The sequence below is a fragment of the Peptoniphilus duerdenii ATCC BAA-1640 genome (assembly GCF_000146345.1).
Classification (GTDB): domain Bacteria; phylum Bacillota; class Clostridia; order Tissierellales; family Peptoniphilaceae; genus Peptoniphilus_B; species Peptoniphilus_B duerdenii.
The window spans coordinates 1,572,907-1,586,044 of sequence record NZ_GL397071.1; the positions used below are offsets into that span (position 1 = coordinate 1,572,907).

At 30.0% G+C, this 13,138-nt stretch carries 15 protein-coding genes; 13 read left to right on the forward strand and 2 right to left on the reverse strand.

Features of this window, described 5'->3' with window-relative positions:
- Nucleotides 1–6: 6 nt before the first annotated feature.
- The 9 genes from HMPREF9225_RS07040 (at nucleotide 7) to tgt (ending at nucleotide 7,968) form a co-directional block, all read left to right on the forward strand.
- The gene (locus tag HMPREF9225_RS07040; protein ID WP_245526541.1) at nucleotides 7–660 is read left to right on the forward strand and encodes a zinc dependent phospholipase C family protein; all 654 of its coding nucleotides are present in this window, start codon (nucleotides 7–9) and stop codon (nucleotides 658–660) included.
- Between the two features lie 46 nt (nucleotides 661–706).
- Nucleotides 707–1,705 (forward strand): aspartate--ammonia ligase, encoded by a 999-nt coding sequence (gene asnA, locus HMPREF9225_RS07045; RefSeq protein ID WP_008902254.1) that lies wholly within the window; start codon nucleotides 707–709, stop codon nucleotides 1,703–1,705.
- Between the two features lie 96 nt (nucleotides 1,706–1,801).
- Nucleotides 1,802–2,578: a hypothetical protein gene (locus HMPREF9225_RS07050; protein WP_008902255.1), complete on the forward strand. Its 777-nt coding sequence runs from the start codon at nucleotides 1,802–1,804 to the stop codon at nucleotides 2,576–2,578.
- 67 nt (nucleotides 2,579–2,645) lie between these two features.
- Entirely contained in the window at nucleotides 2,646–3,140 is a 495-nt protein-coding gene (gene ruvC, locus HMPREF9225_RS07055; RefSeq protein ID WP_008902256.1) for a crossover junction endodeoxyribonuclease RuvC, read from the forward strand.
- Nucleotides 3,137–3,718, forward strand: coding sequence for a Holliday junction branch migration protein RuvA (ruvA, locus tag HMPREF9225_RS07060; RefSeq protein ID WP_008902257.1), 582 nt, complete (start codon nucleotides 3,137–3,139; stop codon nucleotides 3,716–3,718). The genes ruvC and ruvA overlap by 4 nt, the downstream gene beginning before the upstream one ends.
- 2 nt (nucleotides 3,719–3,720) lie before the next feature.
- Nucleotides 3,721–4,737, forward strand: a complete 1,017-nt coding sequence (gene ruvB / locus HMPREF9225_RS07065; protein ID WP_008902258.1) for a Holliday junction branch migration DNA helicase RuvB — start codon at nucleotides 3,721–3,723, stop codon at nucleotides 4,735–4,737.
- Nucleotides 4,734–5,828, forward strand: a complete 1,095-nt coding sequence (locus tag HMPREF9225_RS07070; protein ID WP_008902259.1) for a SpoIID/LytB domain-containing protein — start codon at nucleotides 4,734–4,736, stop codon at nucleotides 5,826–5,828. The genes ruvB and HMPREF9225_RS07070 overlap by 4 nt, the downstream gene beginning before the upstream one ends.
- Nucleotides 5,825–6,853 carry a tRNA preQ1(34) S-adenosylmethionine ribosyltransferase-isomerase QueA gene (gene queA, locus HMPREF9225_RS07075; RefSeq protein WP_008902260.1) on the forward strand — a complete coding sequence of 343 codons (1,029 nt, stop codon included), beginning with the start codon at nucleotides 5,825–5,827 and terminating at the stop codon, nucleotides 6,851–6,853. The genes HMPREF9225_RS07070 and queA overlap by 4 nt, the downstream gene beginning before the upstream one ends.
- Nucleotides 6,853–7,968, forward strand: a complete 1,116-nt coding sequence (gene tgt / locus HMPREF9225_RS07080; protein ID WP_008902261.1) for a tRNA guanosine(34) transglycosylase Tgt — start codon at nucleotides 6,853–6,855, stop codon at nucleotides 7,966–7,968. The genes queA and tgt overlap by 1 nt, the downstream gene beginning before the upstream one ends.
- A gap of 44 nt (nucleotides 7,969–8,012) precedes the next feature.
- On the opposite strand, the gene HMPREF9225_RS07085 is transcribed toward tgt, so the two are convergent.
- On the reverse strand, nucleotides 8,013–8,942 hold the full coding sequence (locus tag HMPREF9225_RS07085; RefSeq protein ID WP_008902262.1) for a molybdopterin-binding protein: 930 nt from the start codon (nucleotides 8,940–8,942) through the stop codon (nucleotides 8,013–8,015).
- 98 nt (nucleotides 8,943–9,040) lie between these two features.
- Here HMPREF9225_RS07085 and larB point away from each other — a divergent pair, with 98 nt between their 5' ends.
- The 3 genes from larB to larC are packed head-to-tail and all read left to right on the forward strand — an operon-like array spanning nucleotide 9,041 to nucleotide 11,888.
- Nucleotides 9,041–9,796 carry a nickel pincer cofactor biosynthesis protein LarB gene (larB, locus tag HMPREF9225_RS07090; RefSeq protein ID WP_008902263.1) on the forward strand — a complete coding sequence of 252 codons (756 nt, stop codon included), beginning with the start codon at nucleotides 9,041–9,043 and terminating at the stop codon, nucleotides 9,794–9,796.
- On the forward strand, nucleotides 9,786–10,601 hold the full coding sequence (larE, locus tag HMPREF9225_RS07095; protein ID WP_008902264.1) for an ATP-dependent sacrificial sulfur transferase LarE: 816 nt from the start codon (nucleotides 9,786–9,788) through the stop codon (nucleotides 10,599–10,601). Before larB ends, larE begins: the two co-directional genes overlap by 11 nt.
- Nucleotides 10,602–10,604: 3 nt before the next feature.
- Entirely contained in the window at nucleotides 10,605–11,888 is a 1,284-nt protein-coding gene (larC, locus tag HMPREF9225_RS07100) for a nickel pincer cofactor biosynthesis protein LarC (protein WP_008902265.1), read from the forward strand.
- A gap of 46 nt (nucleotides 11,889–11,934) precedes the next feature.
- Here the strand turns inward: larC and lexA are convergent, their stop codons facing one another.
- Complete coding sequence (lexA, locus tag HMPREF9225_RS07105) at nucleotides 11,935–12,552, reverse strand: transcriptional repressor LexA (protein WP_008902266.1); 618 nt, start codon at nucleotides 12,550–12,552, stop codon at nucleotides 11,935–11,937.
- Between the two features lie 214 nt (nucleotides 12,553–12,766).
- Here lexA and HMPREF9225_RS07110 point away from each other — a divergent pair, with 214 nt between their 5' ends.
- Nucleotides 12,767–13,060, forward strand: a complete 294-nt coding sequence (locus tag HMPREF9225_RS07110; RefSeq protein ID WP_008902267.1) for a LysM peptidoglycan-binding domain-containing protein — start codon at nucleotides 12,767–12,769, stop codon at nucleotides 13,058–13,060.
- The last annotated feature ends 78 nt before the right edge of the window (nucleotides 13,061–13,138 follow it).

Genomic DNA, 13,138 nt, shown 5'->3' on the forward strand with positions numbered 1-13,138 from the left:
GATATAATGAATGTAGAAAAGAAGGTGTTTAGAATATTAGCAGAAACTCATACTTTAATCGCAGATAAACTTTTCAATAGAGTTTATTCTGAATATGGAATTAGATTAAATAAAAAGAAATTAAGATGGGGCTCAGTTGCTCCAGACTATCTTCCGTACTATAAATTTAAAAGACATTATCTTGAAGAATCTATAGGATATATTTCCTCGGAAATAGTTAATTTAATATATATATCTAGATATGTAGATTTCTATAATATGAAACCTTTCTTTAAAAGGTTTTTCAGCAAGAGATTAGGTATAATTTCTCATTATCTATGTGATTTTACAACCAAACCTCATGCTATTAGAGAAACTTGCACTAATATTGAAGATCTTAAAAGTCATATTAAATATGAAAAAGACTTAGCAAAGTATTCATTGAAACACGAGTTTAAAGTTTTGGATATAGATAATTCCTTGCTTTATTCAAATCATTTCATAACAATGAGACAAAGTGTTGAACAATTTGTTAGATTTGTTGTAGATAAATACTTAGAAAATGAATTTTCTTTTGAAAATGATTTAGATTATGCTATGAGCTTATCTTTTTCAATATGTGATTTTATATTTGAAACCATATTTATTTACAGTGAAGAAATGGAATTGCAATTTATTTAGTCTTTCACAAATTGTGAGAGACTAATTTTTTAATTTAGGAGGTATTATGAGATATAATTCTGATGCAACAGAACTTAATTTAAAAGAAACTCAGATTGCTATTAAAACGCTTAAAGACTATTTTCAAAGGGATCTTGCTAATACACTTAACTTAGCAAGAGTATCAGCACCACTTATGGTTAGACCTGAAACAGGGCTTAATGACAATTTGTCAGGAGTAGAAAAACCTGTAAATTTTAAAGTTCAAAAAGGATCCATAAATGTTGAAATAGTACAGTCACTTGCTAAATGGAAGAGAAATGCTTTGAAAGAGTATGGATTTAATACTTATGAAGGTTTATACACTGATATGAATGCCATAAGACCTGATGAAACTCTTGATGAGATACATTCAATATATGTTGACCAATGGGACTGGGAAAAAATAATTAAACTTGAAGACAGAAATAAGAATTACCTTAGACAAACTGTAAGTGAGATTTATGAAGTCTTTAAAAATACAGAGGATTATATTAATCACATTTATCCATATATATTAAGTAAAAAACTTCCAGAAGAAATTACTTTTATAACCACTCAAGAACTTGAAGACCTATATCCTAAATATAGTCCAAAAGAAAGAGAAAAAAGAATTGCTAAAGATAAAAAGGCTGTGTTTATTGAAGAAATTGGATATAGATTAAATTCTGGAAATAAGCATGATGATAGAAGTCCTGATTATGATGATTGGAATTTAAATGGAGATATATTGTTCTGGAATGAACCTTTAGAAAATGCTCTAGAGCTATCATCTATGGGTATTAGAGTGAATGCTGATTCATTAGAAAAACAAATTAGAATAGATGAAAAGGAAGAAAGATTATCCCTTCCATACCATCAAAATATTTTAAATAATGTACTTCCATACACTATAGGTGGAGGTATTGGTCAATCTAGACTTTGTATGTTCTTCTTAGAAAAGAATCATATAGGAGAGGTACAGGCTGCAATCTGGGATGACGAAATAATTAAACATTCTAAAGAAAATGGAATAGTTCTCTTATAAAAATTATCGAATTTTAATTTTAAATATAAATTTGACTTATTTAACATTTCAATACATTTTTGTTGTATAATATTAATTACGAGAAAGAGGTGTGAAATGTTACCGGCAAAAAGCAATAATATAATCGGAAAAAGAAAATTAAAAGTATATAAAAATTATTGTTTTGAAGATGTAAAAGACTTTTTGTTAGATAAGTTCTTATTAGATGGAGATGTTGATTCTATGAATATATTGCTTAATTCATACAATATCGAAGATTCCATCAATACAATTACTCCGTCATACATTTCGTTAAAGCACCTAAAGAAAGACTTAGTATCCTTCCTTAAGCATAAAGAAGGAAAAGAATTACTGGCATACAATATTAGTTCAGTTATTCACGATGATATCAATAAATTTGAGCTTGCTATGTACCTAGAAGGTTATAGAGCTGGGTTTAATTCCAAGGTTCATGTAGATATGGTTGAATCCTTAGCTTTTTCTATCTATGATTTAAATAAAATATATACTTGTAAAAAACTTTTTAAAAGTAGTGTCCTTCCTGAGGAAGTACAAAAGATAAAAGATAGAGTTTTTTTAGATGTAGAAAAGCTACCTTATCCAAAAAAGAAGATAAAGGACATAGTAAAGAAGCTAGACTTCAAACTTTTAAGAAAAAAAATATATATGATGAATTCATTCCTGGATAAACAACTTATGTTTTCTGAAAATCCAGAGGAAGGTTTTATTGAACTTGGAAATGCTTTGACAAGAAATGAACTACTAGGTTTAAATAAAAAAATAATTAAGTTTATGTTGAGAGACGGTCTTAGAGTTTATAAAAATTCATTCTGGGACGGAGTCAATGACAGAGTTTTAAAAAGATATAAATGACTAGGTTTTATAAAACTTAGTCTTTTTCTTTTATATTGGCAAAAATATTTTAAAAAAGAGTGATAATATGATAATATTAGGTATAGACCCCGGTCTAGCTTTGGTAGGCTATGGTGTAATAGAAGTAATAGGAAATAAATATAAATATTTAACGCATGGAGTTATTAAGACTGAGGCTGGTGTACCATTTCAAAATAGATTAAAAAAAATCTACAAGGAAATGACTGATATAGTTATTAAATACAAACCGGAAGACATAGCCTTTGAAGAGTTGTTTTTTAATAAAAACATAAAAACAGCTATAAGTGTGGCTCAGGCTAGGGGAGTAGAGGTTTTAGTTGCTTCTACTTTTACAGATAATGTATATGAGTACACGCCTTTACAAGTAAAACAAGCTATAGTTGGATATGGAAGAGCTGAGAAGAGACAAGTTCAAGAGATGACAAAGATGATTCTAAATCTTAAAGAAATTCCAAAACCAGATGACGCGGCAGATGCACTAGCAATTGCTATAACTCATGCAAACTCAATAAATTTTAAAGAAAGCTTTTTAATGAAATGATAGATATAGTAAAAGGTATTGCTATTTTAAAAGAAGAAAATTCTGTAACTATAATGGTTGGTGGAATAGGTCTTTTAATTAATGTAAGCAGTAGAGAAAATAAAGAAATAAGATTAAATGAAGAAATAACTTTATTTACAAAAATGGTGGTTAGAGAAGATGATATTTCCATCTACGGATTTATATCTAAGAGAGAAAGATCTATTTTTTCTCTTTTAACCATGGTTTCTGGTATTGGTCCTAAGGTTGCTATGGGAATAATGGGAATGTATGGTGAGGAGGAACTTAGAAAATATATACTTTCATCAGATGTTAAATCTCTTACCAAAGCACCAGGTGTAGGTAAAAAAACCGCAGAAAGAATAATTCTCGAACTTAAAGACAGAATTGTTAAAATATTTGGAGATTTTATACCAGATGTTAAAGAAAGTGTACCTTTAGAAAATGACGATGCTATAGAAGCCTTAGTTGGATTGGGCTTTTCTGCTATTGAAGTTAAGAATGCGCTTATGAATGTAGATCCTTCATTAAGTGTAGATGATAAAATAAAGATAGCACTTAAAAATATTGGGAGGTAAGAATGGAAGATAGACTAGTAGAACCAAATTTTTCACCTTCTGAAGATATATTAGAGTCTGGTATTAGACCTAAGTGGATAAGTGAATACATTGGACAAGATAAGGCAAAAGAAAAGCTAAAGATATTTATTGAAGCTGCTAAAAATAGGAATGAATCATTGGATCATGTTCTTTTAAATGGTCCTCCTGGACTTGGTAAGACTACATTAGCAGGAATTATAGCCAATGAGATGGGAGTAAATATAAAGGTTACCTCAGGACCAGCTATAGAACGTCCTGGCGACTTAGCAAGCATTCTAACTAATCTCCAAGAAGATGATGTATTGTTTATAGATGAAATACATAGAATAAATAAATCTGTAGAAGAAATTCTCTACTCTGCAATGGAAGATTTTGCTCTAGATATAATAGTAGGTAAGGGACCGTCTGCAAGATCAATTAGACTGGATCTTTCTAAGTTCACATTAATAGGAGCTACAACAAGAGCGGGTTCACTTACAAATCCTTTGAGAGACAGATTTGGTGTCATACTAAATTTAGAGCTCTATGATAATGAAGCTCTTGAAAATATAATTCTAAGATCATCTAAAATATTAAATATTCCGATTGAAAAAAATGGGGCTAAAATGATTGCTAAAAGGTCTAGAGGTACTCCAAGAATTGCTAATAGATTATTAAAAAGAGTTCGTGATTATGCAGAAGTTAAAGAAAATGGTATAATTACAGAAGACGTAGCTAATAGAGGACTTGATCTTTTAGAAATAGATGAATATGGATTAGATTCATTAGATAGAAGAATCATAGAAGTAATGATTATAAATTATGGCGGAAGACCGGTAGGAATCGATGCAATAGCGGCTTCAGTTGGAGAAGAAAGAGTAACTATAGAAGATGCATATGAGCCATATTTATTACAAATAGGATTTATAAATAGAACTCCAAGAGGAAGAATGCCTACAAAGCTTGCATATGACCATTTAAATATTCCTTATGGAAATAGTGAGGAGAGTTTTTTATGAAAAATTTTAGATTAATTTTTAGTGTACTTATAGTTTGTGTTTTACTTACAGTTAGCGCTTATGCACAAAATTTGGATATAAAAATTGGAAAATCTTATTCAAATGGTGAAGCTATCGAATTAAAAAGTAAAACAAATTTTAATATAGTAATAGATAATACTATTTCTATAAAAACAAATACTAAGACTTTAAAAATTAATTTTGATGGAAAAGACATAAAAGTTTTAAATAAAAATAAAGTTGTCGTAGATTCGTTTCAAACCAATGGAGTTATGCTTATTTCTTCAGATGCACCAATATCTGTGAATGGCAAAAGATACAGAGGATCCATTTCTTTTAGGATAAATAATTCTAAACTAGACGTTATTAATAATGTTGAGATAGAAGATTACCTAAAGGGCGTAGTCCCTAAAGAGTTATCAGCGTCTTATCCACTTGAAGCTTTAAAGGCTCAAGCTATTGTATCTAGATCTTTTGCTATGGCAAATATAAACAAATATAAAAAGCTTGGATATAATTTAAATGATACCACATCATCACAAGTTTACTATGGTCTAGATGCTGAGAAGAAGAGATCTAATGAGGCGGTAGATTCAACTAAAGGCGTAATGGTTTATTATGGAGATGATATAGCAAACACCATATTTGGAGCATCTTCTGGTGGAATTGTGGCAGATGCATCTGAAGTTTGGGGAGGAAAATCAATTCCTTATCTTGCTTCATTTGAAGACAAATATTCTACTTATAATTGGGATATCTCTCTTAAAAATAGTGATCTAAAAAGAATATTTGGAAAAGATATATACTCTTTGGATCTAATTGAAAAAGATAGTTCAGGTAGGATTAAAAAGATTCTTATAAATGGGATTGAAGAATTAAAAACTTCTACATTTAGATCTAAAATAGGAAATGCAAAATTTAAATCTACACTTTTCGATATAGAAAGGACATCTGATGGATTTAAATTTACAGGAAGAGGATACGGTCACGGTGTTGGTTTTAGTCAATACGGGGCTGTTGAAATGGCGAAACAAGGTTTTAAAACCGAAGATATATTAAAATATTATTTTAAAGGTACAGACATAAGATGAGTTTAAAAACTAGTGATTTTTACTATGACTTACCACATGAATTAATAGCACAGCATCCTCTAAAGGATAGAGCTTCTTCTAGACTTTTAATAGTAAATAGAAACTCTAAAGATTTAGAAGAATGTCATTTTTATAATATTATTGATTATTTAAATGAAGGGGATGTTCTTGTAGTAAACAATAGCAGGGTTATCCCTGCTCGTTTATTTGGTCATAGAAAAGACAAAGAAGAAAAAATAGAAATTTTACTTTTAAAAAGGGAAGAGGACACCTGGCAATGTTTAGTAAAACCAGGAAAAAAAGCTAAAGTTGGAAGCGAAATTATATTTTCAGACAAATTAAAGTGTGAAGTTAAAAGAGTAGATGAAGAAGGCAATAGATATATCAAATTTCATTGTGACGGGATATTTGAAGAGATATTAGACGAACTTGGCAACATGCCACTTCCTCCATATATAACAGAAAAATTAGAAGACAAGGAAAGATATCAAACTGTCTATTCCAAAATTGATGGATCTGCCGCAGCACCAACAGCAGGACTACACTTTACCGAAGATCTACTTGATAGAATAAAAGAAAAAGGAATTAAAGTAGTGCCAATAACACTTCATGTTGGGCTTGGTACTTTTCGCCCTGTGAAGGTAGATGATGTTGAAAAACATCATATGCATTCAGAGTTTTATATGATGGATAAAGAGACTGCTAAAATAATAAATGATGCTAAGGAAAATGGTAAAAGAATTATAGCAGTGGGCACAACTTCTATGAGAACACTAGAAACCATAGGTAGAAATGGACGTGTGAAAGAAACTTCAGGATGGACTGATATTTTTATCTATCCTGGTTTCGAATTTAAAATAGTTGATGCTTTAATTACAAATTTCCATTTACCTGAATCGACACTTATGATGTTAGTATCTGCATTTGCAAGCAAAGATATAATATTTAATGCCTATGAATATGCAATAAAAAATAAATTTAGATTCTTTAGCTTTGGAGATGCTATGTTTATAAAGGGGAATTAATGCTAGAATATAAACTAATAAAAAAATCAAAAGATACAAAAGCAAGAGTTGGAGAAATAAAAACAAATCATGGAATAATTAAAACTCCTGTTTTTATGCCGGTTGGTACTCGAGCAACAGTTAAGACTATGACTCCAGAAGAAGTTAAAGACTTGGGTGCACAAATCATACTTTCAAATACCTATCATTTATTTTTAAGACCTGGTCCAGAAATTATAGAAAAAGCTGGAGGTCTTCACAAATTTATGAATTGGCATGGCCCTATTCTTACAGATAGTGGTGGATTTCAGGTTTTTAGTCTTAGTGCGAATAGAAAAATTACTGAAGAAGGAGTTACTTTTAGATCTCATATAGATGGATCTAAACAATTTTTATCTCCAGAAGTTTCAATTGATGTTCAAAATTCATTGGGCTCTGATATAATTATGGCTTTTGATGAATGTGCACCATATCCAGCTACCTATGAATATATTGAGCATTCTATGAACAGAACCACAAGATGGGCTAAGAGATGCAAAGATCATCATAAAAATACTGATAACCAAGCATTGTTTGGAATAGTTCAAGGTGGAATGTATAAAGATTTAAGAAAAAAATCTGCAGAAGATTTGGTAGCAATGGATTTTCCTGGATATGCTGTAGGTGGTCTATCTGTAGGTGAACCTAAAGATATAATGGTTGACATACTTGATTATACAACAGATTTTTTACCTGAAGATAAGCCAAGATATTTAATGGGAGTTGGTACTCCTGATTATTTATTTGAAGCAGTAGAGCATGGGATAGATATGGCAGATTGTGTTCTTCCTACTAGAATTGCAAGAAATGGAACTGCTATGACCTCAGTTGGTAGAGTAATTGCTAAAAATGGAAAGTATAAAGAAGATTTTACAAGTCTAGATGAAAACTGTGATTGCTACACTTGTAAAAATTATACGAAAGCATATATAAGACATCTTTTCAATGTCAATGAAATATTAGCCTACAGACTTCTATCTATCCACAATATATATTTTCTAACTAAATTAATGGAAAATATTAGAAATGCTATTTTAGAAGATAGATTTTTGGAATATAAAAAAGAATTTTACGAATCATATGGATATGAAGACTAAATATAAAGAGAAATCCTTTGACTACTATGTAGCAAAGGATTTTTTTATATCTTATTTTCTAGTTTATTTAATCTATATTGCACTTGATAAAATTTTAAATTAGAGCCACTCTTATTAAGCTGTTTTGCAATTTGTCTAGCACCAAGACCCATGCTTCTAAATTTTATAATTTGTTTAATTATTTCTTCTTCAGAAAGTTCTTTGTCAGCTAATTGATCATACTTTGTTTCGTGTATTTCTATGAGTCTACCTCGTAATTTGTCTAATATTACTCTTTCATCTTCATTTATATTTTCCAAAAATACTTCAAACAAGGCTGTACATTCATCCTTTGGTCCAGGTAAGGACAATATGATTGTATTTTTTTCAAGAACTATAGTAAGAGTGGAGAATAGATGACCATTTCTTCCATAAATATTTCTGGATAATATATTTTCAAAATTATTTTTTAAAACGTCGTGAACAATATCTTTGGAAAGAGATTCAGAAAAATTCCTGCCTCCACCAGTTCCTCCAATAATGATTATATAATCCGGATTTTTACTTAAATTTTGATTCAAAATTTCTAAGAAACCTTCACTATTATCTGGAGAAGGTTTGGATCTAATAATTGAAGAACCAGGGAGTTTTCTAATAATCATTCCTGCAATAATAGGGCTGTTTTGATCTTCAACTATCCCTTCTAATATTTCATCTCCAGTAGGAATAATTATAAATTTTTTATATGTAGATGAATTATCTTTATTATTTCTATTCAAAATTTTTATAATATTATTTCTAAGACTTTGTGCGAACTCAGCATTTAAAATATTTTTTATAAAAAATCTTATAGTTATTGAATTTTTTGTAATTCCTAGGATATTGAATTTATAATTTATAATTAGACTTAGTTCTTTTTCAAAATCGGAAATAGAGATTCCTCTTAAATCTATATTTTTTATATTAACAATATCATCTTTTATAGAAAAATCCATACATACCACCTCAAATATAGTATATCATTTATTTTTTAATTAAAGAACAAAATTGAGAAAAAATATAACAAATGTTATAATTATCTGAGGAGTGGAATATGGATATTAAAGAATTTTTAAATAAATTTAAAGAAGGTAAGATATCTCTAGAAGAGACAGAGACTTATTTAAAAAATCTTCCTTATGAGGATTTAGACTATGCCAAACTCGATTATCATAGATCAATAAGGTCTGGATTTGGTGAAGTTATTTTCTGCGAAGGTAAAGCAGATGAACATCTTCTAGGAATCTATAAGAGTTTTTCGCAAAGGGAAGGGAATGTTCTTGGAACCAGAGCATCTTCTAGGCAATATGAACTTATAAAAAAAGAAATTCCTGATGTGTTATTTGACGAAATATCAGGTGTTTTAAAGATAGAGAGAAATAAAAAGAAAAGAATAGGTAAAATTGTCGTTGCTACAGGGGGAACAGCTGATATTAGATTTGCAGAAGAAGCAGCTCAAACAGCAGAATTCTTCGGAGCTAATGTAGATAGACTATATGATGTAGGCATCTCTGGCCTACATAGGCTTTTAAATAATCTAAATCATTTTAAAGATGCAAATGCCATCATAGCCGTAGCAGGAATGGAAGGAGCGCTACCTGGAGTTATAGCTGGTCTTGTAGATGTTCCTGTAATAGCACTGCCTACTTCAGTTGGTTATGGAGCTAACTTCAAAGGAGTTTCAGCTCTCTTAACTATGCTTAATTCTTGTGCAGAAGGAATTAATGTTGTAAATATCGACAATGGTTTCGGAGCAGGGTACAATGCTGCTCAAATAAATAGATTGGTAGAAAGACATAATGGATATTAATATCGAAAAAAAATATAAAAAATTGGAAGATCTATTAAAGTCATACGGCAGGATTGCAGTGGCATTTTCTGGAGGAGTTGACTCTAGTTTTTTAGTAGTAGCAGCAAAAAAGATTTTAGGAAAAGAAAATATACTTGCAATAAACTTAATATCATCAATGCAACCAGAATCCGAAGAAAATTATGCTAAGGAATTTGCAGATAAATACGATATTGATTTAATTAGAATACCTGCAGATGAATATAGCATAGAAGGTTTCGTTGAAAATTCAAAGGACAGATGTTATTATTGCAAGCATTCAATCTTTTCAAAGGTTATAGAAATATCTGAAAAAAATGGTTTTAAAATAGTTGCTGATGGCACTAATGCAGACGATGAGGGTGATTATAGACCAGGGATGAAGGCTCTTAAAGAGCTAAATGTAAAGAGTCCTCTCAAAGAAGTTGAGCTTACTAAAAGTGAAATAAGGACTCTTCTTAAAGAAATGAATGTAGAAACTTATAATAAACCTTCTGCAGCATGTTTAGCTTCAAGAGTTCCATATGGAACCGAAATTACTAAAGAAATTTTAAAACAAGTCGAGCTTTCTGAAGAGTATTTAAAGTCTTTAGGATTTGTAAATCATAGAGTTAGATACCACGGAAATTTAGCCAGGATAGAAGTTACAGAGAATCAATTTGAACTCTTAATAGAACACAGATTAGAAATTGTAAAAAATCTAAAATCATTTGGTTTTATTTTTGTGACCTGCGACCTTTTGGGATACACAGTTGGTTCACATAATTTAGTATTAAAGGAGAAATAATTTATGGATTTATTATTAGAATGTTATTCAGGAATTTCCGGAAATATGTTTATAGGAGCTCTTTTAGACTTAGGAGTTCCATTTGAATATTTAAAAAATGAAATTGACAAATTAAATATACATGGATATGAGTTGGTGTATAAGAAGGTTGACAAGCTTGGAATAGATTCAACTTATTTTAATGTAAAATTACTAGAAGATGAACATCATACCCATGAACATTGTCACAATCACGAACATAATGATGATTTGAATGAAGATAAACATGATCATGGAGATGAGCATGAGCATAGTCACCATCATGAACATGACCAGGATAACCATGGGCATCACCATAGCCATGTCCACAGAAATTTAAATGATATAAAGACAATAATTAATGGTTCTGACCTATCAAATTATGTAAAAGAAAATTCTTTAAAGATATTTGAATATATTGCATGGGCCGAATCAAAAATTCATGGAAAATCTATTGATGAAGTTCATTTTCATGAAGTTGGTGCAATCGACTCAATAATTGACGCTGTAGGAGCCTCTGTATGCCTCGAATATTTAAAAGTGAACACAATATATGCCTCAAATATATACAAAGGCCACGGCTTTGTAAACTGCGCACACGGACTGTTTCCAGTTCCAGCACCAGCAACTCTTGAAATTTTAAACGAAACACCTTTTGAACTTAAACAATCAGTGGTGGAAAGTGAACTTATAACACCGACAGGAGCTGCAATCTTAGCTACTTTTGCCAAACCATTGATGAGTTCATACAAGAGCATCAAAACTTCTTATGGAGCTGGTACAAAAGATTTTGAAATACCAAATGTACTTAGAATTTCAGAAATTGAGCTTAAAGAGAATAAAAATAAAAAGACCAATGAAATTTTTCTATTAGAAACAAATTTAGATGACATAAGCGGAGAGGATCTCGGTTTCTTTATGAAGTTATGTATGAATGAAGGAGCACTAGACGTTTTCTATACGCCTATCTATATGAAGAAGAATAGACCAGCTTACAAACTATCAGTAATAGCAAAGAGAACAAATGTCAAATCAATGGCTAAGCTAATATTTAAGCATACTACATCTATTGGAGTAAGAATTTCTAAGTACAGAAGATTTGAAATGGATAGATCATTTGAGGACATTGACACTAAATATGGAAAAGTAACGAAAAAGATATTAAAATATGAAGATATAGAAAAAGAAAGCTATGAATACGAAGATTTAAAAAAAATAGCGACTGAAAATAATATATCTATAGAAGAGGTTAGATCAAATTTAAAATAGTAAATATAAACATAAAAAAATCCTGTATAACACAGGATTTTATTTTTTACATTTTTCTATACAGACCAACTATATGACCAAGGATTATAAGTTCTTTGGTGTAAATTGGATCCATAAATTCATTTTCAGGTTGTAATCTAAATCTATCTTCTTCTTTATAATAGGTCTTTATTGTAGCTTCATCGCCTATAAGCGCTAGAACTTTATCACCATTTCTAGCAGAGCTTCTCTTTTCTATAATTACGAAATCTCCATCTAGGATACCAGCATTAATCATAGATTCACCCTTAACTTTTAAAATGAATAAATCTTTATCCTTAGCAAAGTCAAGAGGTAAGGGGAAGGTATCTTCTATATTGTCAAAAGCCAGAATAGGCATACCCGCTGTGACAGTACCAACTATTGGTATATCTACAGTTTTCTTCTTTGCAAGAAGTAAGTCATCAGAAGGATCTAATATTTCTATAGCTCTAGGTTTAGAAGGATCTTTTCTAATATAATCTAACAATTCGAGTTTTTCCATAGCCGCATGAACAGTAGAGGTACTTTTAATGGAGCAACCATTACATATTTCTCTAACTGATGGCGGATAACCGTTATTTTCAATATATTTCTTTATAAATAAAAGTATGTCAACATCCCTTTGGGATAAATCTTCGTACATAATATCCTCCTAGCTATAATAATCTAATTTAATTATATCAAAACAAAATATTTAAAACAATAAAAAAGAACAAAAATTCGAACAAGTATTCTTTTTTCTGTTGACACGAACATATGATCGTGATATTATATGAATATAAAAGAACACTAGTTCAAACATATATTCAAACATGTATTCAGATATATTTTAATTTTAGATTATATAGAGGTGTAAAATGAAAAAGAAATCAATTTATTTAAAGAAAAAAAGAATACTTACATTATTAATATTAATGCTTTTATTCACAACAGGAATCACAACTTACAGCACTGAAAATAAAGACTACATTAAGCCAAGGTATCAAGAATACATTGTAAAAGAAAATGATACTATGTGGAAGATATCTGCGGGCTTTATAAATAGTAGTACAGATATAAGAAATTTTATTTCAAAAGTTGAAGAAATAAATAATATAGATTCACAAAAGTTAAAGCCAGGAATGGTAATATACATGCCAATAGAGCCTTAAATAGGTCCTTAATAAATTTCACTATGAAAAAAGCAAGTTTAACTTGCTTTTTTTATTTGTCGATATTACTTATATTTC

Coding starts and splice junctions, on each gene's coding strand:
- HMPREF9225_RS07050 (WP_008902255.1), top strand. CDS start 1,802: ATGTTACCGGCAAAAAGCAATAATATAATCGGAAAAAGAAAATTAAAA.
- ruvB (WP_008902258.1), top strand. CDS start 3,721: ATGGAAGATAGACTAGTAGAACCAAATTTTTCACCTTCTGAAGATATA.
- HMPREF9225_RS07110 (WP_008902267.1), top strand. CDS start 12,767: ATGAAAAAGAAATCAATTTATTTAAAGAAAAAAAGAATACTTACATTA.
- HMPREF9225_RS07085 (WP_008902262.1), bottom strand. CDS start 8,942: ATGGATTTTTCTATAAAAGATGATATTGTTAATATAAAAAATATAGAT.
- larB (WP_008902263.1), top strand. CDS start 9,041: ATGGATATTAAAGAATTTTTAAATAAATTTAAAGAAGGTAAGATATCT.
- queA (WP_008902260.1), top strand. CDS start 5,825: ATGAGTTTAAAAACTAGTGATTTTTACTATGACTTACCACATGAATTA.
- lexA (WP_008902266.1), bottom strand. CDS start 12,552: ATGTACGAAGATTTATCCCAAAGGGATGTTGACATACTTTTATTTATA.
- ruvC (WP_008902256.1), top strand. CDS start 2,646: ATGATAATATTAGGTATAGACCCCGGTCTAGCTTTGGTAGGCTATGGT.
- larE (WP_008902264.1), top strand. CDS start 9,786: ATGGATATTAATATCGAAAAAAAATATAAAAAATTGGAAGATCTATTA.
- HMPREF9225_RS07070 (WP_008902259.1), top strand. CDS start 4,734: ATGAAAAATTTTAGATTAATTTTTAGTGTACTTATAGTTTGTGTTTTA.
- tgt (WP_008902261.1), top strand. CDS start 6,853: ATGCTAGAATATAAACTAATAAAAAAATCAAAAGATACAAAAGCAAGA.
- ruvA (WP_008902257.1), top strand. CDS start 3,137: ATGATAGATATAGTAAAAGGTATTGCTATTTTAAAAGAAGAAAATTCT.
- asnA (WP_008902254.1), top strand. CDS start 707: ATGAGATATAATTCTGATGCAACAGAACTTAATTTAAAAGAAACTCAG.
- HMPREF9225_RS07040 (WP_245526541.1), top strand. CDS start 7: ATGAATGTAGAAAAGAAGGTGTTTAGAATATTAGCAGAAACTCATACT.
- larC (WP_008902265.1), top strand. CDS start 10,605: ATGGATTTATTATTAGAATGTTATTCAGGAATTTCCGGAAATATGTTT.